At 72.7% G+C, this 24,891-nt stretch carries 20 protein-coding genes, 1 other RNA gene and 2 pseudogenes; 13 read left to right on the forward strand and 10 right to left on the reverse strand.

Going from position 1 to position 24,891, the window contains the following annotated elements; genetic code table 11:
* Positions 1–58: 58 nt before the first annotated feature.
* Positions 59–247 (forward strand): annotated as a pseudogene (locus OG393_RS23695) (saccharopine dehydrogenase); the annotation flags it as partial.
* 10 nt (positions 248–257) lie between these two features.
* On the opposite strand, the gene melC2 reads toward OG393_RS23695, so the two are convergent.
* The 4 genes from melC2 to OG393_RS23715 all read right to left on the reverse strand — a co-directional run bounded on the left by melC2 (position 258) and on the right by OG393_RS23715 (position 3,725).
* Positions 258–1,085: a tyrosinase MelC2 gene (gene melC2, locus OG393_RS23700; protein ID WP_327376705.1), complete on the reverse strand. Its 828-nt coding sequence runs from the start codon at positions 1,083–1,085 to the stop codon at positions 258–260.
* Between the two features lie 23 nt (positions 1,086–1,108).
* Positions 1,109–1,498, reverse strand: a complete 390-nt coding sequence (melC1, locus tag OG393_RS23705; RefSeq protein WP_327376706.1) for an apotyrosinase chaperone MelC1 — start codon at positions 1,496–1,498, stop codon at positions 1,109–1,111.
* 596 nt (positions 1,499–2,094) lie between these two features.
* Positions 2,095–2,814, reverse strand: a complete 720-nt coding sequence (locus tag OG393_RS23710; protein WP_442817353.1) for an ABC transporter permease — start codon at positions 2,812–2,814, stop codon at positions 2,095–2,097.
* Entirely contained in the window at positions 2,811–3,725 is a 915-nt protein-coding gene (locus tag OG393_RS23715) for an ABC transporter ATP-binding protein (RefSeq protein WP_327376707.1), read from the reverse strand. The genes OG393_RS23710 and OG393_RS23715 overlap by 4 nt, the downstream gene beginning before the upstream one ends.
* Positions 3,726–4,027: 302 nt before the next feature.
* On the opposite strand from OG393_RS23715, the gene OG393_RS23720 reads away from it, so the two are divergent.
* The 3 genes from OG393_RS23720 (at position 4,028) to OG393_RS23730 (ending at position 7,003) form a co-directional block, all read left to right on the forward strand.
* Entirely contained in the window at positions 4,028–4,882 is an 855-nt protein-coding gene (locus tag OG393_RS23720) for a MaoC/PaaZ C-terminal domain-containing protein (protein ID WP_327376708.1), read from the forward strand.
* Positions 4,883–4,906: 24 nt separating this feature from the next.
* A complete protein-coding gene (locus OG393_RS23725) occupies positions 4,907–5,983 on the forward strand; it encodes a Zn-dependent alcohol dehydrogenase (RefSeq protein ID WP_327376709.1) in 1,077 nt (358 codons plus the stop codon).
* Between the two features lie 75 nt (positions 5,984–6,058).
* Positions 6,059–7,003, forward strand: coding sequence for a 3-oxoacyl-ACP reductase (locus tag OG393_RS23730; RefSeq protein ID WP_327376710.1), 945 nt, complete (start codon positions 6,059–6,061; stop codon positions 7,001–7,003).
* Between the two features lie 524 nt (positions 7,004–7,527).
* On the opposite strand, the gene OG393_RS23735 is transcribed toward OG393_RS23730, so the two are convergent.
* The gene (locus OG393_RS23735; RefSeq protein ID WP_327376711.1) at positions 7,528–8,631 is read right to left on the reverse strand and encodes a hypothetical protein; all 1,104 of its coding nucleotides are present in this window, start codon (positions 8,629–8,631) and stop codon (positions 7,528–7,530) included.
* A 930-nt stretch (positions 8,632–9,561) separates the two neighbouring features.
* Between OG393_RS23735 and OG393_RS23740 the strand changes: the two genes are divergently transcribed.
* Positions 9,562–9,819 carry a hypothetical protein gene (locus OG393_RS23740; RefSeq protein ID WP_327378630.1) on the forward strand — a complete coding sequence of 86 codons (258 nt, stop codon included), beginning with the start codon at positions 9,562–9,564 and terminating at the stop codon, positions 9,817–9,819.
* A 181-nt stretch (positions 9,820–10,000) separates the two neighbouring features.
* Here the strand turns inward: OG393_RS23740 and OG393_RS23745 are convergent.
* Positions 10,001–10,381, reverse strand: a pseudogene (locus OG393_RS23745) (transposase); the annotation flags it as partial.
* 252 nt (positions 10,382–10,633) lie between these two features.
* On the opposite strand from OG393_RS23745, the gene OG393_RS23750 reads away from it, so the two are divergent.
* The 4 genes from OG393_RS23750 to OG393_RS23765 all read left to right on the forward strand — a co-directional run bounded on the left by OG393_RS23750 (position 10,634) and on the right by OG393_RS23765 (position 14,583).
* Positions 10,634–11,470, forward strand: coding sequence for a Nif3-like dinuclear metal center hexameric protein (locus OG393_RS23750; RefSeq protein WP_327376712.1), 837 nt, complete (start codon positions 10,634–10,636; stop codon positions 11,468–11,470).
* Positions 11,467–12,210 (forward strand): zinc ribbon domain-containing protein, encoded by a 744-nt coding sequence (locus OG393_RS23755; protein WP_327378525.1) that lies wholly within the window; start codon positions 11,467–11,469, stop codon positions 12,208–12,210. The genes OG393_RS23750 and OG393_RS23755 overlap by 4 nt, the downstream gene beginning before the upstream one ends.
* On the forward strand, positions 12,210–13,703 hold the full coding sequence (locus OG393_RS23760) for a bifunctional RNase H/acid phosphatase (protein WP_327376713.1): 1,494 nt from the start codon (positions 12,210–12,212) through the stop codon (positions 13,701–13,703). The genes OG393_RS23755 and OG393_RS23760 overlap by 1 nt, the downstream gene beginning before the upstream one ends.
* Before the next feature lie 73 nt (positions 13,704–13,776).
* A complete protein-coding gene (locus tag OG393_RS23765; RefSeq protein WP_327376714.1) occupies positions 13,777–14,583 on the forward strand; it encodes a GNAT family N-acetyltransferase in 807 nt (268 codons plus the stop codon).
* Between the two features lie 154 nt (positions 14,584–14,737).
* Here the strand turns inward: OG393_RS23765 and eda are convergent, their stop codons facing one another.
* Both eda and yaaA read right to left on the reverse strand, forming a co-directional pair.
* Complete coding sequence (eda, locus tag OG393_RS23770) at positions 14,738–15,376, reverse strand: bifunctional 4-hydroxy-2-oxoglutarate aldolase/2-dehydro-3-deoxy-phosphogluconate aldolase (RefSeq protein ID WP_327376715.1); 639 nt, start codon at positions 15,374–15,376, stop codon at positions 14,738–14,740.
* Between the two features lie 222 nt (positions 15,377–15,598).
* Complete coding sequence (gene yaaA, locus OG393_RS23775) at positions 15,599–16,363, reverse strand: peroxide stress protein YaaA (RefSeq protein ID WP_327376716.1); 765 nt, start codon at positions 16,361–16,363, stop codon at positions 15,599–15,601.
* 215 nt (positions 16,364–16,578) lie between these two features.
* Between yaaA and OG393_RS23780 the strand changes: the two genes are divergently transcribed.
* Positions 16,579–18,021 carry an RNB domain-containing ribonuclease gene (locus tag OG393_RS23780; RefSeq protein ID WP_327376717.1) on the forward strand — a complete coding sequence of 481 codons (1,443 nt, stop codon included), beginning with the start codon at positions 16,579–16,581 and terminating at the stop codon, positions 18,019–18,021.
* Between the two features lie 135 nt (positions 18,022–18,156).
* Here OG393_RS23780 and OG393_RS23785 read toward each other — a convergent pair whose 3' ends face one another.
* A complete protein-coding gene (locus tag OG393_RS23785; RefSeq protein WP_327376718.1) occupies positions 18,157–18,963 on the reverse strand; it encodes a hypothetical protein in 807 nt (268 codons plus the stop codon).
* A gap of 185 nt (positions 18,964–19,148) precedes the next feature.
* Positions 19,149–19,967 carry a MerR family transcriptional regulator gene (locus tag OG393_RS23790; protein ID WP_327376719.1) on the reverse strand — a complete coding sequence of 273 codons (819 nt, stop codon included), beginning with the start codon at positions 19,965–19,967 and terminating at the stop codon, positions 19,149–19,151.
* A 164-nt stretch (positions 19,968–20,131) separates the two neighbouring features.
* Here OG393_RS23790 and rnpB point away from each other — a divergent pair.
* From rnpB to OG393_RS23805, 3 genes are all read left to right on the forward strand, one after another.
* An RNA gene (gene rnpB, locus OG393_RS23795) (RNase P RNA component class A) lies at positions 20,132–20,536 on the forward strand.
* A gap of 571 nt (positions 20,537–21,107) precedes the next feature.
* Complete coding sequence (locus tag OG393_RS23800) at positions 21,108–22,355, forward strand: hypothetical protein (RefSeq protein WP_327376720.1); 1,248 nt, start codon at positions 21,108–21,110, stop codon at positions 22,353–22,355.
* Entirely contained in the window at positions 22,352–24,883 is a 2,532-nt protein-coding gene (locus OG393_RS23805; RefSeq protein WP_327376721.1) for a hypothetical protein, read from the forward strand. The genes OG393_RS23800 and OG393_RS23805 overlap by 4 nt, the downstream gene beginning before the upstream one ends.
* The last annotated feature ends 8 nt before the right edge of the window (positions 24,884–24,891 follow it).

Raw genomic sequence — 24,891 nt, forward strand, 5'->3', positions numbered from 1 at the left:
GAGGAAGGCCAGGGAGGAATCGGTCCTGCGCTACGCGGGCGGAGGGTGGGGGCGCCTCTTCGACGCGCCGCCCACCCTGGAGTGGCCGCTCCCCGAACCGATGGGCCCGCGCCCGGTGATCGGGGAGTTCGCCATGGCCGATGTCGTGACCGTACCGACTCACCTGTCCGTCCCCGAGGTGACCGCATGCATGACCGGCGGCGCGGCCCGCGACCTCGCGTCCCCCGACACGCCCCCGCCGGCCGCCCCCGGCCCCGTCAGGCTGCCGTGTCGAAGCTGTAGTGGGGCGTGTGGTCGAGCAGGTCGGCGGGGGCCACGTCGTACCAGGGACGCATCGTGTCGTGCAGGTCGATGACGTCCGGGGTGCCCGATGCGGGCAGGTAGGGGGAGCGGGGATGGCGGGCCTGCCACTCCGCCCACAGCTTGTCGACGAAGGCGTGGTGCATCCAGAAGACCGGGTCGTTGGGGGATACGCCGGTCGCCATCTGGCCGCCGACCCAGACGTGGACGCGGTTGTGGAGGTTCACGCCGCGCCACCCCTCCAGGTGATTGCGGAAACCGTCGGACGAGCTGTTCCAGGGCGCCATGTCGTAGGTCTCCATCGCCAGGACGGAGTCCACCTCGGCGCGCGTGGGCAGCTGCCGGCCTCCGGCGCCCAGGTGGCGGCGGAGGTAGTCGCGGCCGTCGACGCGGACGTTGATGGTCCAGCGGCCGGAGTCGCGTGCGAACGGGCCGTCGGTCACCCGGCCGTCGCGGGCGCGACCGGTGCCGCCGAGGAAATCGGCCGCCCAGAGGGAGGAACGGGTGGTGCGGTCGGCCGTCCAGTCCCAGTACGGCAGGCTGACGGTGGGGTCGACGGACTGGAGCGCCCGCTCGAACTCTATGAGGAAGCGCCGATGCCAGGGCAGGAAGGACGGTGAGCGGTGGCCGACGCGCTCGCCGTGGTCGGTGTCGCTCATGATGAAGGCGTTGTGCGTGGTGACGAAGGTGTCGTAGCGCCCGGTGCGCTTCAGTTCGAGCAGCGCGTCGACGAAGCGCCGCTTCTCCTCGGAGGTGAGGGCGGCCTGGCTCTTGCGTACGGTCATGAGGGTGTGGCTCCTGGGTCGGATCAGGCGAGGGCGAGCTGTACGAGCGGGGCGCCCTGGAGTTCGCGGACCGCGGCGCGGGCCGCCGCCCTGGGCGTGGCGACGGGCTCGTAGTGGGAGATCACGCTGATCCAGGTGCCGTCGGCGTTCCGCATCACATGCAGTTCCTCGCCGTCGATCGTGACGGTGTAGCCGCCGCCGTGGTGCCCCCCGTGATGTCCGCCGTGCGCGGGGCCGCCCGTGATGCGGCGGCCCAGGTACGCCTCGTCGAAGGACTCCGGGACGGGTTCGGCCGCCCGATCGGCGGTGCGGGGGGCTGTGGCGCGGGCCGGAGAGGCCAGGACGAGGCCGACGGCGGCGCCCGCGGCGCCGGCGGCGACGCCCAGGGCCTTGCGGCGGGTGATGCTGGACATGGAATCCCCTTGGTGGTCTGTGCGACCGGGGGTTGGTCATATGCCCCCGGCAGAACATCCGTACCCGGGGGTCCCGGCGTGCCGGAAATCACCGCCCCGTGGTTGGTCGCGAAGCGGACAACCTGCCGCGAAATGTGTAAAGTTGAACGAGGTTGATCTTGCCGTGCGCGGGGGGGAAATGGGCTCGGAGCGGAAGGCTCCGCCGCGAGGACGGCCCTCCCCGGGACGATCTTTCGGGCCGGGGCGCGGAATGTGGTGCGGTCCACTTCGCCAGAATGTCCGGAACCGGCCGCAGGCCGCGTCCGGCGGGAACCGGCCCGGCCCCGCGTCCGACGCGGCGCCGCCGCGGGCACGTGAGTCGCCGTGCCGGGCGTCGCGACAGGGCGTAGGCGGCCTGCCGCGGCACTGGCTGGAGGTGTCGCCCAGGGTCCGCGGGCAGTTCCGCCGTCTCCCGTCGGCACCCCTGGTCGTTCGGCTCCGTCGCCCTCGGGCCGTGCTCCCCTCCGTGGTCTCCGGTCCGTCCGCCCGCCCGGCCGCCGCCTTCGCTCTCCGGCCGCGTTCCCGCCACCCCTTCGGGCCCCGCATGGCCGCTCCCCTCATGCCGTTCTGCCGGCGCGGCGATACGAGGCGACCGCGTAGGTGCCGAGCAGCAGCGCCCAGACGGCGATCACCGTGATCGTCGTGGCGTCGGGGGTCCTCCCCTCGGTCACCGCCCGGCCCAGTTCGGCGAAGCGGTGGGTCGGGGTGTACGCGGACAGGGCGCGCAGCCAGTCGGGGAACAGCGCGACCGGGAACCACAGGCCACCGACGACGGCCAGGCCCAGGTTGCAGGCCAAGTTGACGACGCCGGTCGTCTGGACGGAGAACCGGTAGCCGTTGCCGATGCCGAGCAGGGTGAACGGAAACGCGCCGATCCACAGGGCGACGGCGACCGCCGCCCACTGCCAGGCCGCCATGTGTACGCCGTTGACGAGCGCCCCGGCGAGCAGGACTGCGGTGATCGAGGGCAGCACGATCACCGAGCCGGTCAGGGCGCGCCCGGTGACCACCTGGCGCGGGGTCATCGGGGTGACCCGCAGCCGGCGCAGCCAGCCGATCGACTTGTCCTCGGCGACGCCGGTGCCGACGGAGAGGGCGGCGCCTAGCGCTCCGTAGGCGGCCATGCCCACCATGGCCGCGGTCTTCCATTCCGGCGCGTCGGTACCGAGGTTGGTGAACAGGAGGTACATCAGGACGGGCATGCCGATCCCGAAGACCACGAATCCGGTGTCGCGCAGGGTGCGGCGGACCTCGAGCCGGACGTACTCGGTGATCATCGGGCGTTCTCCGGGGTGGTGTGGCCGGGGGCGAGGGTCAGGGTGAGGAAGGCGTCGTCCAGGGAGACGGGGGCCACTTCGAGGCCGCGGATCGCGTCGCGGGCGGCCAGGGCGACGACGGTGGCGTCGGAGTCCTCGGTCCGTAGCCGGGCGCGGTCGCCGCGGATCTCCACGGAGGTGACGCCCGGCAGGAGCGCGAGGTCCTCGGTGGGGCCTCCGGCCAGGTCGAAGGAGACGAGGCTGCCGCCCGCCGCGCGCTTGAGTTCCTCGCTCGTGCCGTCGGCGACGATCCGGCCGGATTCGATGACGACGATCCGGTCGGCGTGGGCGTCGGCCTCCTCCAGGTAGTGCGTGGAGAAGAGGACGGTGTTGCCGAGCCGCGCGTAACCGCGCATCGAGTCCCAGAAGGCGTGGCGGGCCTCGACGTCCAGGGCGGCGGTCGGCTCGTCCAGGACGATCAGTTCGGGTCTGCCGACGAGCGCGAGGGCGAAGTGCACGCGCTGGACCTGCCCGCCGGACAGGCGGTCGACGCGACGCCCGGCCAGGTCGGCGAGGCCGGCCGCCCCCAGGGCCTCGGCGACGGGCATCGGTGCCGGATACGTGCGCGAGACGAAGGCGACGAGCTCGCCGACCGTCACACGGGGGACCGGCCGGCCCTCCTGGAGCATCGCGCCGACCCGGCCCGCCTCCACGGCGCGGGCGGGGGCCTCGCCGAAAAGCCGTACCCGGCCCGCGTCGGGCTCGTCCAGGCCGAGGAGCAGGCCGACCGTGGTGGATTTCCCGGCACCATTGCGGCCGAGCAGGGCGACGGTCTCGCCCTGGCGGACGGCGAGGTCGACACCGTCGACGGCGCGGACCTCCCCAAAACTCTTCACGACGCCTTCGAAGGCGACAGCGGTCTCGTTCCTCATGGCCACGAGGCTACGGAGCGCGGCGCCCACGGCGGCAGGCGCACAGGTACCGACCCGGCCGTGACAGATGTCCCGGGTGGTGAGACCGCTCCCGGCCACACTGGTTCTGACATGTCGTCAGGAGGGTTCACAACCATCGGCGCCTCGGCTATACATGAGGATCACCGACCTAGAACGCGTTCTAGAACGGCGCGTTTGGGGCCGGTCCCGCACGGCCTCGGTGCGGCCGACGGTGCGGACGGCCGCACCGGGGTCCTTCCCTCTTCACGGTTCCTCCCGGATCCTCAAGGAGCAGCGTCCCGATGCCCATAGATGCCGCCAAGGCCGTCGCCGCCGAGCCCCGCAGCGCCGAGATCGGCTGGACCCGCAAGGACGTCCAGCTCTACCACCTCGGCCTCGGAGCGGGCGCGCCCGCCACGGACCCCGACGAGCTCCGCTACACCCTCGAGTCCAGGCTCCACGTCCTGCCCAGCTTCGCCACCGTCGCCGGTGCCGGCATGGCCGCCCTCGGCGGGCTCTCCGCACCCGGGATCGACGTGGACCTCGCCGCCGTGCTGCACGGCGGCCAGAGCGTCACCCTGCATCGCCCGATCCCCGTCGAGGGCCGCGCCGTCACCACCTCCCGGGTCGCCGCCGTGTACGACAAGGGCAAGGCCGCCGTGCTCGTCCTGCGTTCCGACACCGCCGACGACGACGGCCCGCTGTGGACCGGCGACGCCCGGATCTTCGTCCGCGGCGAGGGCGGCTGGGGCGGCGACCGCGGCCCCTCCGACCGGCTCTACCCTCCCGCCCGTGAGCCGGAGTGCACCGTGGAGCGGGCCGTCCGTGAGGACCAGGCGCTGCTCTACCGCCTCTCCGGCGACCGGAACCCGCTGCACGCCGATCCGGAGTTCGCCAGGGCGGCCGGTTTCGAGCGGCCGATCCTCCACGGGCTCTGCTCGTACGGCATGACCCTCAAAGCCGTGGTGGACACCGTCCTCGGCGGCGATGTCACCCGGGTCCGCTCCTACCGCACACGCTTCACGGGCGTCGTCTACCCGGGCGAGACCCTGCGCGTCCGGATGTGGACCGGGGACGGCCGCGTCCAGGTGACGGTGACGGCCGTGGAGCGCGACGACGCCCCGGTCCTCGCCGACACGCTCGTCGAACACTCGTAGCCCCATCCCGGAGGGAGCCACACCATGCGCGCAGCCGTACTGCACGAGATCGGCCAGGAGAAACTCGAGGTGCTCGACGACGTCGAGGCGGTGGGCTTCGGCCCCGGCAAGGTGAAGGTCCGGGTCCGGGCGACCGGACTGTGTCACTCCGACGTCTCCGCCATGAGCGGGGTGCTTCCGCAGCCGGCACCCTTCGTCCCCGGTCATGAGGGGGCGGGCGAGATCGTCGACATCGGCGACGGCGTCACCGGGCTGACCGAGGGCGGGCGGGTCCTGCTCTGCTGGCTGCCCGCCTGCCGGACCTGTCCCGCCTGTCGGCGCGGCCAGACGCACCTGTGCCTGGCCGGGTTCATGAACGCGGGGACCCCCAACTTCAGGCGTTCCGGCGGCGACGTGTTCGGCTTCGCCGGGACCGGCACCTTCGCGGAGGAGGTCGTCGTCGACGCGGGGTGCGCCGTCCCGATCCCCGACGACGTGCCCTTCGACATCGCAGCGCTGATCGGCTGCGGAGTGACCACCGGTCTCGGCGCGGCCGTCAACACGGCTCAGGTGGAGGCCGGTTCGTCGGTCGCCGTCATCGGATGCGGCGGCGTCGGCATCTCCGCCATCCAGGGGGCCAGGCTCCGGGGGGCGGCCCGGATCGTCGCCGTCGACCCGGTCGAGTCGCGCCGCGAGGCCGCCCTGCGCTTCGGCGCTTCGGAGGCGGTGGCGCCGGACGGGCTCGCCGACGCCAAGCAGCGGATCACGTCCGGCGAGGGCTTCGACTACGTCTTCGAGGTGGTCGGGAGATCCGCCACCGCGCGGACCGCGTACGAGGCGACCCGGCGCGGCGGCACACTGTGCGTGGTCGGGGCGGGAGCGCTCGACGACCACCTCCGGCTGAGCATGTTCGAGCTCTTCTTCGACGAGAAGCGCATCCTGCCGTCGATGTACGGCGGCGGCGACGTGCTGCGTTCGTACGAGCGGACCATCGCCCTGTGGCGGGCCGGCCGGATCGACCTGGAGTCGCTGATCACCCATCGGGTGCCGCTGTCGGGGATCAACGAGGCGCTGGAGCAGATGCGTACGGGCGTCGCCCTGCGCACCTGCATCGAGGTCTGAGCCCCACCCCGCGCACCCGCGTCGAGGTCTGCGTCACGCCGCGCACCGCATCGAGATCCGAGAGGACACCGCGAGATGGCACTCCCGCTGGAGGGAATGAGCGCGATCGTCACCGGCGCCGGCCGGGGCCTGGGCCGGGCGGAGGCCCTGGAGCTGGCCCGGCTCGGCGCCGCGGTCGTCGTGAACGACTACGGGCGGCCGGGGCGCGACGGCTCCGGGGCGGCCTCGGCCGCACCGGCCGAGGGGGTCGCGGAGGAGATCCGCGCGACGGGCGGTCGGGCGGTCGCGCACCTCGGCGACGTCGCCGACTTCGAGACCGCGCGCGGCCTGGTCGGCCTGGCGGTGAGCACGTTCGGGAAGCTCGACATCCTGGTCAACAACGCGGGCATCCTGCGGGACCGGATGGTCTTCTCGATGAGCGAGGACGAGTGGGACTCGGTCGTCCGCGTCCACCTCAAAGGCCACTTCGCCACCACGCACTTCGCGGCGGCGCACTGGCGCGGGCGCGCGAAGACGGGAGGGTCCGGGGTGTACGGCCGGATCGTCAACACGTCATCGGAGGCGTTCCTGGCCGGCTCGGCGGGTCAGCCGAACTACGCGGCGGCCAAGGGCGGGATCGTGGGCCTGACGACCTCGACGGCGCTGGCGCTGGCGAAGTACGGCGTCACGGCGAACGCGATCTGCCCGCGGGCACGGACCCGGATGACGGAGGACGTCTTCGCGGGCTTCGCGGAGCCGGCCGCGGAGGGGGAGCGGGACCCGCTGTCGCCGGAACACGTGGCACCCCTGGTGGGGTACCTGGCGTCGCCCGCGGCAGCCGGGGTGAACGGCCAACTGCTCGTCGTCCACGGCGGCATGGTGGCGGTCGTGGACCGGCCGAAGGTGGCGGCCAAGTTCGACACGGCGAAGGACGTCTTCACCTACGAGGAACTGGACGCGTTGCTGTCACCGCACTACGCGGGGCGGCCTCCCGGGGAGACCTTCGCGGCGGCGGAGGTCCTGGGCCTGAGGAAGGACTGAGCGTCCGGGCGCGGCCGCCTTGTCCCGGCGCCGGGTGCCGACGCGCGGCCGGGCGGGTCGGGGTGGCGGCACGGTGCGGCCACCGCCCCGGGTGGGGCAGGACGGACCGGCCCCGGGATCTCCCGGGGCCGGTCCGTCCGTCAGTGCGCTTCCGGATCGCGGCGGTGGCGGCCGTGCGGAGAGGACGTGGTGTCCTCCGTGGGCGCCGAGGGTCCGCGGTGCTTTCCGGAGCCGTTCGCCTCCGAACCGTCCATGCTTCCTTGCGACATGCTGGATCTCACCCCGTAGTGATCTCTGGTGCTGTGCGATCCGAGAGTCTAGTGCCGGTCGGAGCGGGGTGTGCCCGTCAAGGAACGGTGTCCGGCGCGGTACATCGCACGGCTCCTGGCCGACCCCTCGGCGGCCTGCCGGCCGCCTCGGCCCCGGGTGAGAGCGGTGGACGCGGCGACGGGGCGGGCCGGAGGGCCGGGCGGCGAGCGGGAGCGCCGTCAGAGCCCGTCGGGTGGCCTTCGGCCGACAGGCTCTCAGCCGCCGGCCTTGGCGTCCGTCAGCGGCGCCTGCTGGAGCGGGACCGGCCGGCAGACCCGTGGTTCGAGCGCGGCCGGCTCCGGTTCGCACGGATGCTCCAGATCCGTCAGGCCGCACGGTGTCTCCTCGGTCGTGAACGGCAGCCGCAGCAAGCCCTCCGGGGTCCACAGCCCCGCTCCGGCCAGCCAGCCGTCCGGAGCGGCCCGTTGGAGCATCCGGCGGGCCGAGGGCCGCCACATGCCGACCCAGCTGCCGGCCGCCGCATCGATCCGCAGCGCCACCCCGCAGCTCTCCGGCAACAGTACCTGCCCCGGCTGCACGGCGAACGGCGTCACCGCCGCGTCGTCGAGCCGCAGGCAGTCCGGGAAGCGCACCGGCAGCAGACTGCCCAGCACCCCCCAGCCCAGCCGGTCGTGCCCCGGCGACGGCGCGTCGGAGCGGATCAGCAGGAGTCCGCTGTCCGGGTCCGCCACAAGCAGCCGGTCGTCGCTCTCCTCGGTGATCTGGAGGAGCGGCGTCACCTCACCGCCCCGCTCCAGGTCGACCGCCACCGCCTTCACCGGACCGCCGCCCGCCTGCCGGTCGAGCGCGAGCATCCGCCCCGTACGGTCCAGCCAGACCCCGCCCGTGCACCGCCCCTCGATCTCGGCGACCCGCTCCGGCCCGAACGCCCCGCCCGCCACCAGCCACAGCGTGGTGGTGTCCGGGCCGACGCACATCGCGTAGGCGCAGATGCCGTCGGGCGACGGGGGAAGGAGGGTCAGCTCCTCGGACTCGACCGCTCCCAGGGGCAGTTCGCCGGTACCCGGTCCGGTCGGGTAGAGCAGCGAGAACGTGTGGCGGCGCCCGTCCACCCGGCGGGCGACGAGCACACGTCCGTCCGCCAGCGGCAGCAGCCGCGTGCCGGCCTCCTCGGGCTGGTCCAGCGGCAGCGGGACGGCGTACGGCTCCGGGCCGTCGAGCGTCCACCGCTCCGCGTACAAGGCGTCCCCGGCGCCCGCGAGCCGCGCCGCGTACGCCCCGTTCGCCGTGATGATGATCTCTGTCGGCCGTACCGCGCCGTTTTCCTCCGCCGCGGTCTCGATGGCACAGGCTGTCATCGACTCGTCACCTCCGGCCATCGAAGCTAGTTTTCGCACGTCGAGCCGAACAACACGACTTCGGGCAATTCACACATAGGTGTGGCGGTGAACCGATTTTGCTGAAGCGAGGGGGTCGCCTGTGCTGCCGGACCACGAGGGGAAGCCTGGTGAGGTGACCCTGAGCGGAGCCTCCAGCTCCGAGTGAGGGCGCCTCCCGTGCCGTCCGCCGTCCGCCCCGGGCGCCCCGGGGGCGAGCCCCGCACGCCCCTCCGCCGGACGTGTCCACGCGGCGTCCGTCCGCCGCGCTTGCGTCCGCCGGCCCCGCGGGCGGCGACGGCGTCCCGCGCACCCGCGCAGGCGGGAGGGCGGGTGGCGCCGCCCTGGCTTGGCGGGCGCCTCGGCGGCACCCGGCCGGGGCGACGGCCGTGGCGCGGACGCCCTCGCTCGGGGGCGGTCTGCCGGGCGCGCTCCCCGCGGACCGACGGTCCGCGCTCCGCCGCGCCCCGGACGGGCCCTCCTCCGCGTCACCGGCCCGTGTCCCGACGGTGCCGCCCGGACCGTCGGGACGCCCCCGGGACGCCGCGGAACCGCCCTCACCGAGGCGGAGGATGGCATTCCCACGTACCAGGACGATGGCGTTCCCAGGTATCCCGGAGGGGGCCCAGTGCCGTCGCCCGACGGCCCGGACGGGCGGCCCGGCCCCTCCGGTCTGACGCTGTTGGCGAACTCTTCGGGTCCTCGACTTCGCCCTGCGATCAGGGATCTGTGAAATCGGATCTGACCGCAGTTCCGTGAAACCCCAGGCCATCCAGGACAGTGAGCTACTGGCGGCGCTTGTCGCGCACGAGCAGTTCCGCGATGACTACGCGGGCGGCGGCGTCGATCCTGCGGGGACGCGCCACGGCCCGTACTGGCCCAAGCACGTCACGGCGCATGTCTACCGGCCGGTTGCCAACGCAGACGGACGCACTACGCACCCTCCACAGCTGGGCCAGCCAGCACGGCTCCATCCCGGAGTCTCCGGAGGAGACCCTCACCTCGACGGTGCATGCCCCGATCGACTCGGCCACCAGCTGCTACCACCTCCAGGACCTGGGACACCAGCAGTTCCACGACTGGGGCGGCGTGCACGTCGACTTCCATGAATACATCGCCATCGATCAAGACCGGGCCCTGCTGACGCTCCTGGTCGCAGCCGACGACTGAGCCCGAGATCGTTCACGAAACTGCGGACAGAGCCGTGAAATCGGTCAGTGCCGCTCTCCGCTCCCCGCTTGACTGCCGGAGGCAACGGTGGCCGGGGTCGCCCGTGCTGTGTCGGGTGCTGGTGCCGGCCCCCGCCCGGAATCAGCGTCGTGAAATCATCCAGCGATACAGGAAGTCGCTGGACCGCGTCCAGCAGGTCCCGGCCCGCGTCGCAGGCCACCGGCCGGTCCCGGAACTCCGACAGAACCGAGTAGTCGAACCCCGGGTCCTCCAGTTCCAGGCCGAGGGCGTACGTCCAGTCGATCCGAGCCCTGACCGCCTCGGCCGCCTGTCGGTCGGTCAGCCCCTCCACGAACTGAAGCACCACTACCAAAGCCAGCCGGCCTGACGACCACGCGGGCTTCCCTCTGCGCGGAAACGCCACGGCGAAGTCCTCGTCCCGGAACAACACCCCCGGCTCGTCCCGGATCCGGATCGCCAGACTCTCTCCTGGAAACGCCCGCCGAGCCACCCGAACCGTCCCGGCCGGAATCTCCCCCGGCTCCTCCACACGCAACGACACGAACGCCCTCCCCGAAAACAACGTCGGCCTTCACGACCACAACCAGGTCATGAAGGCCGACGTCACGCACAGGGCCCGGATTCGCCAACAGCGTCCCTCCGGTCTTGGCGGGCCGCCCGGTACACCGGGCGGCGGCCGATGCGGCGCCGGGCCGCTCCGGGCATCCGCGGGCGGGCGGCGGGGCGGGTACCGGCATCCCCGCTGCCCACAGGGCAGGACAGCGGGGCGCGGCGGCCAGGTAGCCTGTGCTCCGTGCCCCGTCTGTCTGAAGTCATCGCAGCGCTCGACGCCCTCTGGCCACCCGACCGGGCCGAGCAGTGGGACGCCGTCGGCACGGTCTGCGGCGAACCCGACGCCGAGGTCGGCCGCGTCCTGTTCGCCGTCGACCCCGTCCAGGAGATCGCCGACGAGGCGGTCAGCCTCGGCGCCGACCTGCTCGTCACCCATCACCCGCTCTATCTGCGCGGGACGACGACGGTCGCGGCCTCCCAGTTCAAGGGCCGGGTCGTGCACACGCTGATCAAGCACGACATCGCCCTGCACGTGGCGCACACCAACGCCGACACGGCCGATCCCGGAGTCTCCGACGCCCTCGCCGGCGCCCTCGACCTGCGGATCACCGGTCCCCTGGTCCCCGAGAACAACCTCGGAAGGATCTGCGAGCTCGACCACCCCGAGACCCTGGCCGAGTTCGGGGCCCGTGCCGCCGCGCGACTGCCCGCCACCGCGCAGGGCATCCGTATCGCGGGCGACCCCGCCATGCCCGTACGCCGGGTCGCGGTCAGCGGCGGCTCCGGCGACAGCCTCTTCGACGCGGTGCGCGCCGCCGGAGTGGACGCCTTCCTCACCTCCGACCTCCGCCACCATCCGGTCTCCGAGGCCACCCAGCACGCGGCCCACTCCGGCAAACCGGGCCCCGGTCTCGTCGACGCCGCGCACTGGGCCACCGAGTGGCCCTGGTGCGAGCTGGCGGCCGCCCAGCTCGACGAGATCTCCGACCGCCACGGCTGGGACCTCCGGGTCCACGTCTCGAAGACGGTCACCGACCCCTGGTCCTCCCATCACACCTCCCCTGGAGCCCCCAACTGAACGCCGCGCCCGCCGACCAGATCCGACTCCTCGACCTCCAGGCCCTGGACGTACGCCTCCAGCAGCTCGCCCACAAGCGCAGGTCCCTGCCCGAGCACGCCGAGATCGAGTCGCTGACCAAGGACCTCACCCAGCTGCGCGACCTGCTCGTCGCCGCGCAGACCGAGGAGAGCGACTGCGCCCGCGAGCAGACCAAGGCGGAGCAGGACGTGGACCAGGTACGCCAGCGTGCCGTGCGGGACCAGCAGCGTCTCGACTCCGGCGCCGTCTCCTCGCCGAAGGACCTGGAGAGCCTCCAGCGCGAGATCACCTCGCTGGCCAAGCGTCAGGGGGACCTCGAGGACATCGTCCTGGAGGTCATGGAGCGCCGCGAGTCCGCACAGGAGCGCGTCGCCGAACTGACCGAGCGGGCCTCCGCCGTCCAGACCAAGGCCGACGACGCGACCGCCCGTCGTGACGCCGCGCAGGCCGACCTGGACCGCGACGCCGCCGCCGTCGCCAAGGAGCGCGAGCTGGTGGCCGGTTCCGTGCCCGCCGACCTGATCAAGCTCTACGAGAAGCTGCGCGAGCAGCAGGGCGGAGTCGGCGCCGCCCGGCTCTTCCAGCGCAAGTGCGAGGGCTGCCACATCGAGCTGAACATCACCGAACTGAACGAGGTACGGGCCGCCGCGGCGGACACGGTCGTGCGCTGCGAGAACTGCCGCCGCATCCTCGTCCGCACGTCGGAGTCCGGCCTGTAATGACGGCCAGGGAACTGATCGTCGAGGCCGACGGCGGCTCCCGGGGCAACCCGGGTCCCGCCGGTTACGGCGCGGTGGTCCTGGACCCGGCGACGGGGGAGACCCTCGCGGAGACGGCCGAGTACATCGGCGTCGCCACGAACAACGTCGCCGAGTACAAGGGCCTGATCGCCGGTCTGAAGGCGGCCCGCGCGCTGTTCCCCGACGCGGCCGTCCATGTCCGGATGGACTCCAAGCTGGTCGTCGAGCAGATGTCCGGCCGCTGGAAGATCAAGCACCCCGACATGAAGCCGCTCGCGGCGGAGGCCGCCAGGGTCCTCCCGGCGGACCGGGTCCGCTACGAGTGGATTCCGCGCGAGCGCAACAAGCACGCCGACCGCCTCGCGAACGAGGCGATGGACGCGGGCAGACAGGGCCGCCAGTGGGAGCCGTCGGCGTCCGCGGCGGCTCTGGAGGCCCGCGCCGCGACGTCCGCCCGGACCGCCCCGGCACCGCCGGGGCCCCCGGGCGACGCGGCGGCGGGCGCGGCCCGCGCCCGCGCCGCACTCGCGGGCGCCGGAACCGAGGGGACCGCCGGCGCGGCTTCCCGGACCACCACGGCCGGCCCGACGCGCGCGCCCCGGACCGACGACGCCCTCTTCGCCGCGGACGAGGCCGTCGCGGCCCAGGCCCGCGCCGCACTGACCGCGGCGGGCGCGTCGCGGCCCGCGACCGCGGCGCCCGGACCGTCCGAGCCCGAACTCTCGGCGCAGAGCGGCGACTTCGAGGCCGAGGCGGGTACCGAGGGGCGCGTCGGCCACGGCACGCGGAGCGGTCCGCACGCCACCGCCGACGAGGCGCCCGCACAGGGCTGGACCGCTCCGGACATGGGTACGCCCGCCACCTTCGTCCTGCTGCGCCACGGCGAGACCGCGCTCACCCCCGAGAAGCGGTTCTCCGGGAGCGGCGGCACCGACCCCGAACTGTCGGCCGCCGGACTGCGCCAGGCCGAAGCCGTCGCCGCGGCGCTCGCGGCACGCGGCACGATCCAGGAGATCGTCAGCTCGCCGCTCAGGCGCTGCCGTCGCACCGCCGAAACCGTCGCGGCCCGCCTCGGTCTCGACGTGCGGATCGAAGAGGGCCTGCGCGAGACGGACTTCGGGGCGTGGGAAGGACTGACCTTCGCCGAGGTGCGCGAGCGGCACCCCGAGGACCTCGACGCCTGGCTCGCCTCGCCCAAGGCCGCGCCGACCGGCGGGGGAGAGAGCTTCGCCACCGTCGCGCGCCGCGTCGCCACCACCCGGGATCGGCTGACGGCCGCGTACACGGGCCGCACGGTCCTCCTCGTCACGCACGTCACACCGATCAAGACCCTGGTCCGGCTGGCCCTCGGCGCCCCGCCGGAATCCCTGTTCCGGATGGAGCTGTCGGCCGCTTCCCTGTCGGCGGTCGCCTACTACGCGGACGGCAACGCGTCCGTACGGCTCCTGAACGACACCGCGCACCTGAGGTGACCGACGACGGGGCGCCGGCAAGGGGGAGGAAAACACCTGGCCCCGCACCGCCGTCCCGTCGCACCATCGAACCATGACCTGGCACTTCACCCGGGACGCCGGGGCGTTCCGTACCGCCGCCGGCGACCGTCTGGCCGCCGCTCCCGCCCGCCACACCACCGTGCTCACGCTCGCCGACGGCGCCGCGCTCCTCGGCTGGTGGACCGAGCCCGACGGCGCCGTCACCGGCACCTGCGTGCTCGCCGCGCCCGATGTGCCGGTACTCGGGGTGATGGCGCGGCCCGCGGCCCGCGCCCTCGCTCGCACCCTCCCCGGCGTCGACGCCGTGACGGGCGTACGCGGCGAGACGGACACCTGCGGGACGTTCGCCCGGCAGCTGGGCCGCTCGTGGAGGACGACCCGCCGGATGCGGCTCTTCCGGCTCGGCGAACCGACCCCGCCGTGCCCGCCGCCCCCCGGCAGGGCGCGCCCGGCGACCGCCGAGGACGTGCCCCTCGCCGTGGCGTGGACGCGGGACTTCGCCCGCGGCGTCGGCGAGCCCCCCGGCGACGACCACACTCCGCAGATCTCGGCCCGCGTCGCCGACGGCCGCCTGTACCTCTGGGAGGACGAGGGCGTCCCCGTGTCGATGGCGGGCCTCTCCCCGACTCTGGCCGGCCAGGCGCGGGTCTCGCTCGTCTACACACCTCCGGAGCGGCGCGGACGGGGCTACGCGGGAGCCGTCACCAGCACGGTCGGGCGTGTGGCGGCCGATGCGGGCGCCGCACACGTCCTGCTCTTCACGGACCTGGCCAATCCGACGAGCAACGCCCTCTACCCGCGGCTCGGCTACCGCCCGGTGTGCGACCACGCGGCGCTCTCGTTCACGGCCGGCCCCTGACCGCGCCGCCGCCGGCCGTCCCGGGCCGGCGCCCCTCTCCGCGCCGCGCCGGCGACCGCACCCCGGCGCGGGCCGGCGACCGCACCCCGGCGCGGGCCGGCGACCGCCTCCCGGGACGTCGAGAGGTGCCTTCGGCCGGCCGCTCCGAGGGGGCTCAGTGGTCCGGAGCCGGGCGCAGCACGGCCGCCCGACGCGCCAGTGACTCCACCCGCGCCCAGTCGCGGTCCGCGAGCGCGCCGGGCGGCAGCATCCAGGTGCCGCCGACACAGCCGACGTTCGGCAGAGCGAGATAGGACGGCGCGGACGTGACCGAGATCCCGCCGGTCGGGCAGAAGCGGGCCTGCGGCAACGGCCCGGCCAGCGACCGCAGGTACGGGACGCCACCGGCCGCCTCCGCGGGGAAGAACTTCATCTCCCGGACGCCGTGCTCCAGCAGTGCCACGACCTCCGAGGCCGTGGAGACGCCCGGCAGGAAGGGCACGCCCGACCCCCGCAGGGCGTCGAGCAGGCTCGCCGTCCAGCCGGGGCTCACGAGGAAGCCCGCCCCCGCGCCGACGGCCGCCGTGACGTCGGCCGCCGTGACGACGGTGCCCGCTCCGACGACGGCCTCCGGCACCTCGGCGGCGATGGCCCGGACGGCGTCCAGTGCCGCCGGGGTCCGCAGGGTCACCTCGATCAGCGGCAGTCCGCCCGCCACCAGGGCGCGGGCCAGCGGAACGGCGTCGGCGACGTCCTCGATCACGAGGACCGGGACGACGGGGGTATCGGGTGCGAGGCCGAACACGCTCTCCATGCGCTCATCGTGCCGACGCCGGGTGAGCCGCGCAACGATCGTTGCGCAGAACGCAACGCCCTGTCCGTCTCCGCGTCCTCGCATCTCCGTTCTCCGCCCCTCCGCCCGCTGCCCGTCCGCGCCGCCCGACGGAGTGCGAGGCGGAGCGCGAGACGGCGATCGACGCCGAGGAGGGAGGGCCCGTGGACGGCCGTCCGGACGCGAGAGCCGTCCGGCCCGCCCTCAGTGGACCTCGTCCACCAGCACGTCCAGCGTCCCCGGCTTCCCCTCCTCGACGACGTACCCCAGCTCGCGCAGCGTCCCGGCCAGTTCCGCCCGCCCCCTCGGGCGGGCCCCGGCCTCCAGGAGACTGCGGACGATCCGCCCCTTCGTCGCCTTGTTGAAGTGACTGACGACCTTCCGCGTCGGCGCGTGGAGCACCCGCACCGTCGTGGTCCGCGCCGCCGCCTCGCCCTTCGGCTTCCAGGCCGAGGCGTACGCCGACGACCGCAGGTCGAGTACCAGACCGTCGCCGGCGGCCTCCGGCATGACGGTGGCCATCGCTCCGCGCCAGTGGGCGCCCAGCGCCCCGAGGCCCGGCAGCCTCACCCCCATCGAGCAGCGGTAGGACGGAATCCGGTCGTCCACCCGGACCGCGCCCCACAGCCCGGAGAACACGAGCAGCGACTGCCGGGCCCGCTTGCGGGCCGCGGCGTCGAGCGTCGCCAGGCCGAGCGCGTCGTACAGCACCCCCGTGTAGATCTCCCCGGCCGGCCGGGCTCCCGCCGTCAGCAGCCCGGCGTTCTTGGCGACCTCGCCGCGCAGACCCTCGCTCAGGCCCAGTACCTCCCGCGCCTTCTCCTCGTCGCCGGCGCACAGCTCGACCAGTTCGTCCAGGACCGCCGCCCGCGCCCCGGCCAGGCCGGGCAGCGACAACGACTCCGGCTTGAGCGGCGCCCCGCGGCCCGAGGAAGCCTTTCCTTCGGAGGGCGGCAACAGCACGAGCACGGCGGTTCTCCTTCGTACGTACGGGGTGGGGGTGCCCCGGCCGTTCAGCCTACAAAGCCGACAGCCCCCGCCCGTCCCGCGCCCGGCCGGGAGGGGGGACACCGCCCGCATCGCCTCCCGCGGCACCGCGGAGGCGCACCTCGGTCCCGCCCGCCGGCCCGGCCAGGACCGCACGCCGACGTGCCGGGGCCCGTACGCCGCCCTACGCTCGGTCCATGCCCCGCCGCCACATCCATGTGACCGGCGCAGCCGAGGCTCCGCTGCGGGCCGCCCTGCGCGCACTCCGTACCGAGCTCGCGACCCCGGACGCCTTCCCGCCGGCCGTCCTCGCCGAGGCGGAGCTGGCCGCCACGTCCCCCCGGCTCCCCGGTCGCGACGCCACCGACATTCCCTTCCTCACGATCGACCCACCGGGCTCCACCGATCTCGACCAGGCCATGCACCTGGCCCGGCGCGCGGACGGCGGCTACCGCGTCCACTACGCCATCGCCGACGTCGCCGCCTTCGTCGCCCCCGGCTCCCTCCTCGACGCCGAGGCACACCGCCGCGTCCTCACCCTCTACTTCCCCGACGGCAGGGTGCCGCTGTACCCGCCCGTGCTCTCCGAGGGGGCCGCCAGCCTGCTGCCCGGCGCCCCACGCCCCGCGCTGCTGTGGCGGATCGACCTCGACGCCGAGGGCCGGCGCGTCGCCACCGACGTGCGCCGTGCCCTCGTCCGGAGCCGTGCCAGGCTCGACTACGCGGAGGTACAGCACCGGATCGACTCGGGGACGGCGGAGGAACCCCTGGCCCTGCTCCGCGACATCGGGCGGCTGCGCGAAGCCCTCGAGGCCGAGCGTGGCGGCGTCTCCCTCCGCGTGCCCGAACAGGAGATCGTCGAGCGGGACCACACCTACACCCTCGCCTACCGTGCCCCGCTGCCCGCGGACGGCTGGAACGCCCAGATCTCCCTGCTCACCGGCATGGCCGCGGCCGACCTCATGACAGCGGCCGGCACCGGAATCCTGCGCACCCTCCCCACCGCCCCCGACGGCGCCGTCGCCCGGCTGCGCCGCTCCGCGCACGCCCTCGGGGTCGACTGGCCGCACCACGTCTCGTACGCGGACGTCGTCCGCTCCGCCGACCCCTCCGACCCCCGCCAGGCGGCCTTCCTCCAGGACTGCACCACCCTCCTGCGCGGCGCCGGCTACACCGTCTTCACCGACGGCAAGGTGCCGACCCCTGCGGTCCACGCGGCGGTCGCGGACGAGTACACCCACTGCACCGCGCCGCTGCGCCGGCTGGTCGACCGGTTCGCGGGGGAACTGTGCGTGGCGGCCGTCGCGGGGGAGGAGCCGCCGGAGTGGGTACGGTCCGCCCTGCCCGGCCTTCCGGACCGGATGGCGGCGGGTTCGCGGCGTGCCAACACCGTCGAGCGCGAGTCCGTCGACATCGTCGAGGCCGCCCTGCTGTCGGGACGGGTCGGCGAGGTCTTCGACGCCTGTGTGATCGACGTGAAGGAGAACGAACCCGCCGTCGGCACCGTGCACCTGGAGGACCCGGCGGTGGTGGCCCGGATCGAGGGTGGCGAGGCCGCGCTCCCGTTGGGCGAACGGCTGCGGGTCAGACTGACGGAGGCGGAGCCGGGAGCCGCGAAGGCGCGGTTCGCGCCCGCCTAGCTGTGCTGTCCCGTGAGGTCGGGGACGCGCCTGCCGGCCGACGCCCCGCACGGCGCCCCGGCCGGGAGGTCCGCGCACCCTCCCCGCGCGTGCCTCGACCCGGCCCTCGGGGGTCCGGCCCGCTGGTGTGTGGGGCTATACGCCGGGTACCTCCCGCTCACGTGCCCGCGCGAGGGCGTCCCCCAGCGCGCGGGCGAGCGCGCGGGCGTCGTCGGCGTGGCAGCGCACGATCCGTACCGGCCGGGGCGCACCGAACAACCGGGGCGCGTCGACCGGGTCGGTCAGCTCGAAGGTCAGGGAGGTCTGCGAACCGACGGCGAGATTCAGCTCCCCCTCGGCCCGCTCGTGCGTGAAGAGCGTTTCGTGCCGGACGGCCGCGATCCTCTCCAGCGGGACCCGCAGGTCGACGTGCGCGGCCTGGCGCAGCCGCAGGTGGTCGGAGGTGAGGATGTGCGGCCGGGTCACGGAGGCCGCGTGCAGGCCGAGGACGAACGCCACGGTGTACACGTCGAGGACGAGCACCGCGGCGTGGATCTTCGGCCAGTCGGCGAGCAGGTACGACATGCCGACGGTCTCGACGAGGCACACGAAGGCGAAGCCGTACATGAGGGCGGCCTGGTCCCTGGCGTGCGAGAAGGGCACGTCCCCCGCGCCGACGCCGGTCCTGCGGCGCGCGACCCACAGGCCGAGGCTCGACAGCAGCCGCAGCTCGTGGCCCACGAGCCGGAGGACCGGAGCGGGCACGAGCACGGCGAGCGCGCCCCACGAGGAGAGGCCGCGCCGCCGCAACCCTAGGAAGGCCCCGGCGCCGGCGGCCGACAGCACCAGGGCGGCGGCCTCGGCGACGAGGAGCAGGGGCTCGGGTATCCGCACGCCCGCGACGAGACAGACGGCGAGCGCGATCTCGGCGGCCGGCACCGTGCAGCCGACGGCCCGGAGCAAGCGGATTCCGGCACCCCGGGGGAGGGGCGGGACGGGGTGGCCTTCCGCGGCGGAGCGGAGGGAGCCGGGAGAGCCAGGACGGAGGGCGTCGGTCGCGTCGGTCACGCCCGCGGCGGCGGGAACCGGCGCGGTGGCGCCACCGCGCCGATTCCCGCTTGGCGCGGTCTCCTCGCGCGGGGGCCGGCTCACGCCGCACGCTCCCGGACGAGCCGGAGCGCGTGACGCACGGCGGCGGTCTGCGCCTCGGAGAAGGCTGCGAAGAAGGCGTCCGGTACCTGTCCGTCCTGTCCGTCCTGTCCGTCCTGTCCATCCCGTGCGTCCCGTGCGTCCCGTGCGTTCCGTGTGTCCCGGCCGTCCATGGCGGCCACCACCGTGTCGGGAAGGCAGTCGGCGAGGGCCCGGCCCGCCTCGGCCACCCGGGGATCGCCCGCGGTCGCCTCGGCCAGCGCGTCGAGCCGCGCGTACACGTCATGGACGCGTTCCCGTACCCCCGGTGCCTCCGTCAGGTCCCGCATCGCGCCGAACAGCCGGGCTCGTTCCTGCTCGGGCGCCACGGCCTCCAGCAGATCGAGCAGGTCCCGGTCCAGGGCCGCCGCCGGGGACGCGGGCAGCTCGCCCATGCCGGCGAGCAGCCCGGCCAGCTCCACCGAGAACGGGCCCTCCGCCGTCACCCGGCCGGCCCGCGCCTCGGTGAGCAGCGCGCCGAGGCGCGTCCGCCGCTCCCTGATCACCGCCTCCTGCCGCCCGAGATCGGCGTCCAGCTCCTCCAGGACCTCCACCAGCTCCCGCCCGGCGTCGTCCGCGAGGACGCCCTTCACCTCGTCGAGCCCGAGGCCGAGTTCGGCCAGCCGCCGGATCCGTGCGAGCAGCACGGCGTCCCGGATGTCGTACTTCCGGTAGCCGTTGGCCCGCCGGGCGGGCTCGGGCAGCAGCCCGAGACGGTGGTAGTGCCGCACGGCCCGCGGGGTGACCCCGGCGAGCGCGGCGATCTCGCCGATTCGCATGAGCCCAGTACAAACCCTGACGCTGCGACAAGGTCAAGCGCGGCCCGCGACGCCGGGCCGCTCCGCCGCCGACCCCGCCGGGCCCTCCCCAGGGTCCTCGGAGCCGGCGCGCCGGGACGGCCCGGCCCCGGCGGATCGGCGGGTAGCATGGTCGCCACGGCAGACGAGCCGGGCGGGCGGCCGCGTGGGGATCCTCGGATCCTCCCGAGGAACGTCCGGGCTCCACAGAGCAGGGTGATGGCTAACGGCCACCCGGGGTGACCCGCGGGACAGTGCCACAGAAAACAGACCGCCGGGGGCCTCGGTCCCCGGTAAGGGTGAAACGGTGGTGTAAGAGACCACCAGCGCCTGAGGTGACTCAGGCGGCTAGGTAAACCCCACCCGGAGCAAGGTCAAGAGGGGCCGCTTGGCGACAGGCGGCTCTGCGCGGACGTTCGAGGGCTGCTCGCCCGAGTCCGCGGGTAGACCGCACGAGACCGGCGGCAACGCCGGTCCTAGATGGATGGCCGTCACCCCGACGACCGCGAGGTCCCGGGGGACAGAACCCGGCGTACAGCCCGACTCGTCTGCCGCCACCTGCGGCTTTGCCTCGGAAAGGGCCTCTGACCTGCGTCGGAGGCCCTTTCCGGTCTTTCGGGGGCTTGCCGCGTTAGGCGGCCGAAAGTCCCTCGAAAGTCCCTCGGACAGCACTGAAAGTCCCTGAAAAGTCCCTGGAACGGAGGGGCGGGCGAGGCCTCTGAGCTGGGTGTTCGCGACAGCCGTCGAAGCGTGACGCTGACGTCGCGGACCTCGGGGTGATCTTGGACAGGAGGGATTACGTGGCCTCGACGTTGTCGGTCGTGGCGGTCCGTGCGGCCACCACCCAAGGTTCCTTGAACGTCTGGCGCGGTGACTACCGATGCCGGATGTACGCAGTCCGGCAATGACCTTACGGAACTGGTCGGCGAACTGGCGGCCCGTTCCGCTGTGCATGAAGATGCGGCGCCCAGTGCGCCTGCACACGGTAATTTGAAGCGAGTTTCGGACACCGGCTTTCTACGCTGACGTACTCGGGAGAACGGGGGCAAGGTGGGCAAGGGTCGAAAGAAGACAGGACGGACACCTCCCCAAGGGTTGGACCGACGACTCGCAGGTATGGACATGGCGAGCATGCAGGCTCTGCTCACTGCGGCGGGTGCCAGTCCCGGAACCCGGCACAGATGGGCGTCGGTCGGGTACCTCCTTCAGCAGCTGCTGGCTGCGCCGCCAACCGGGCGGTCTTCTGCCAAGGCTGTGGCCGTGGGCGGGCTACTGGACGCGTGTCGCCGGGAGGCGCCCTGGCTGGCTGGACTGGAAGACTTCGTTCCGGCGGATCCCCGCCAGGTTGTGCGCGCGAGGCTCGGTGACGAGGTGCTGCGGCTGGCTCCGGGCCAGGTGGAGAGGCCGCTGGCCGACGTCACGCGGTGGAAGACGGTGGCCCAGGCGACGGATTCGGTCTTGGTGCCCGAGCTGGGGTTCGGGATCTGCGAATACGTCGAGGTGGGGTTGCGGTACGCCGACCTTGCCATTGGGGCACTGGCCTCATCGTGGCCCGATGGGGACATGCCGACAGAGGGTCCTGCAACGTTGAGTGACCAGGAACTCGCGGCGGCGCAGATGCTTCTGAGCATGCCAGTGGATGCGATGGTCGCCCCCTCCGAGGCACTGCGGGCAGCGCTCGACTGGGCTACCGCACAGCAGGGAGAGCCGATTTACGATCCCCGTTCCCCGCAGAGTACGTTCGGCAGGTACCTGGCCGTTTCCCATCAGCAGTCCGACGGTGGCGCAGCGAGGTTCTGGCTACCGTTGGGCTTCCTGCCCGAAAGCCTGGGGCAGGGCGTCGTTGATCTCGCTCGGCACGCCGCCTCGGCGGAAGCGAACGTCAGCCTGCGCTTTGCCCAGCTCACAGCTGAACGTGCACGCCGAGCTCTGTGGCGGTTCTCGGACACGATTGTCGGCCCCCCTGACACTAGCAACGGCCCGGCTGTCTCCCCTCGCGACGTTGTCCAGTGGGTGGTGATGTTCGGACCTGCCAGGGCGTTGCTGGTACAGCTGTTCGCCCGCCCCCATCTGACGGATGCTCCCTTCCGGGAGGAACCAGCAGTGCTGCGGACCAGCGAGCATGCCCGTGCCCATTCGGACGAAGAGGTTCGTGTGCCGCTGCCCGGTGGGTCCCTGACCTTCCCGCAGGGACGGAGGTCGTTCCGCTTCTCCTCGTCGCATCTGCCGGACATCTGGTTGCGCCCCAACGGCCGGGGCTGGCCGCCATGTCCCTTGAGGATCTGCTTTGGGCCTCGACCACCGCCGACAGCGACACGGATCTCTACACCTTTTGCCGTGAACTTGCCGCGCCAGACAGACCCCACATGATCGTTTGGGAGGCGTTTGACCTATGGGAGTGGTGGCGCGGCAACAACAAGACGTTCTTCGGTGGCGGCAGGGCCCCGGACTTGATGATGGTCAGTCCCCACCACAGCGCCGCCGGGTGGGAACGCGGCCAGCGCCTGCAGGACCTGGAGCACGCGCTTGCCCTGCTCGCCCTGCCGGGAACGGACTCTTGGGATGCCCTGGATCCCATCGGACAGGGCGCATACGGGATCTACGAGTGGCGCCGAGCGCATGCGGATGAGCGGTCCGATGTGGGTACCCGATCGCCGGACCATGACCGCCCTGACCTGTACGGCTGGCGGATCCGGGCCGGCACCCCTGCTGTGGCCGTACGTTCCGCGCACCCTGCTTGGGGCGACGACCATCACCAACTTCTCCACGACCTCGCAGGCTCGTACGCCTTCGGCTTCGAGCAGGTGGATGACGCGTGGAAGGTGGCGCATGACGAAGCCTCGCCGGTCGGGTACATCCTCGAAATGCGGCCCGTTACGCTGGCCGAACGTGATCACGCCAAGTCCATCCGGGTCGGATCTGTCGAGGCACGTACCAGTGCGCACGGCCGGGTGATCCACGCCGAGTTCCTTGTCGACTGTGAGTTGCTCGCGGAGCAGACTCACCAGGACGCCGCAACCACGCGGGATGTCATGGCGCAGACGATCAAGTCCCTGCTGGAACAAAGTGATCTGTCGCCGGGGGCAGTTGGGACGGTCGCAACGGCCTGGCAGGTAGCTTCGCCCACACTTGCGATCCGCATCATGGCGGCGCCCATGAGCCGTCCACACCTTGCCCGCCCGTGGCAGGTGGACGCCCACCTGGTGGGCATGGTGGACCAGGAGGTGGCCCGTGCTGTGCAGGCAGCGGGCGTCGCACCCGGAACGTACGTGGGCGCACAGGCCAAAGCGCTTGACCGTGATGTGCTGGCACCAGCTGCGTTGGACGCTCTGAACCGTCGTCTCGCTCAACACTCCTCCGACGACCTTGTCACCGTCGGGATGCGACAGATCGAACGCACCTTGGCGACGAAGAACCAGCAATTCCGCGATCTCGAACAGGCCTCCCGCCTTCTCTCGGTGGCCTGGGACCCACTGGAGCGTCAGGCCGAACTCGAGCAAGAACATCTGTGGCTGCGGCGGAGCAACGAAATCGCGATCGAAGCAGCCTTGCGCGCTCAACCCACTGGAAACCGCCGCGTGGATCAGTACGCATGGATGGAGATCACCGCTGCGGCCTCCGCCTACCTGGCCGCGACGATGCGGAGCGAAGCGATTCATCATCAAGTTCGCCCCACCGGACTGAGAATCAGCGACGCATACGAGATCACCGTGGTGACCGATCTGGCCGATGCCGATGCCGATGCCGGGTCCGGGGGTGCGGGCTCCCGGGTGTTCGATCTGAACCTTGGTGCGTTCAGGCGGGCCCGAGCGGCTCACATGCTCGCGGCTCCGGTGATCCCCGCCGGACATACCCAGAGCGACGAGTTGGATCCGCCCGTCGAAGTCGTCGACCGGGAACAGACCGCCGAACTCGTCGATGCCGCTGTTGACGCTGCCATGCTTGCCACGTACGGAGCATCGGTGAGCGATATCCTGCAGGTCCTGTTCTCGTTGGCCCACTGGCCGCTGGCACCTGAGGATCCGGATGCTGTGGCCGCCCATGCAGATGCCGTACGGCAGCATCTGCTCGACACGTTGCGTCTCGCAGATGAGCCTGACGGACCTGCCCGTATAGCCGCTGCTCAGGGACTGCTCACCAGTACATCCTCCGCGCTGCGGGCTGTCGACTGGAAGCCGTGGCATGCGCGCAGCAGGCAGAAACGACTGGTCGTCCAGCCCCTGACAGAACTCACCGATGGGCGGATCGTCGTGGGCCCGCAGCTCTGCTACGCGAGTGCAGGTATCTACGGCAACTTCGTGGCCCAGGGAATCCTGCCCTGGACACAGCCGCCGCCTCCGCGCCGGGTGGCAGACGCTCTGGAGGCGGTTCGCGACCGCAAGAACAGGGCCCTTGAGACCGAGGTGGGACAAACGCTCCGGGCAGCCGGCTATGTGGTCGAGGAGCGCATCCGGGAGCAGGATCCGCAGCGTCTCGGAGTCCCGTCGCTCCAGACCGAGATCGATGTAGTCGCTGGGCGCGGGGCTGACTCGACCATCTGGCTGATTGAGGTGAAGGACCCAGCCGACGTACACGTGACACCAGAGATCCGACGCCACCTGGACGGCTTCTACGTCGACCGCCGAAAACCGTGTTACGCGACACAGCTCCAGCGGAAACTCGACGACCTGGCACCTTACGCCGACGAGGTGGCGGCCGCGCTCGGCCTGCCGACGTCAGTTCAGCCGCGTGTGGTCAAGGCGATCTTTGTCACCCGTGCGCCGGTGCCGGCGGGATTCGTTGGTGGTCCCTTCCAGTTCCACACCCTGAGGGATTTGGCGGCTGCTCTGGACGACGCCACCAGCCCGCCGCCGGGAGTCGCTGCTCCCGGACAGACCAGTGACACGGCCGGACGTTAACTCACGGC

It is taken from the genome of Streptomyces sp. NBC_01216, assembly GCF_035994945.1.
Lineage (GTDB): Bacteria > Actinomycetota > Actinomycetes > Streptomycetales > Streptomycetaceae > Streptomyces.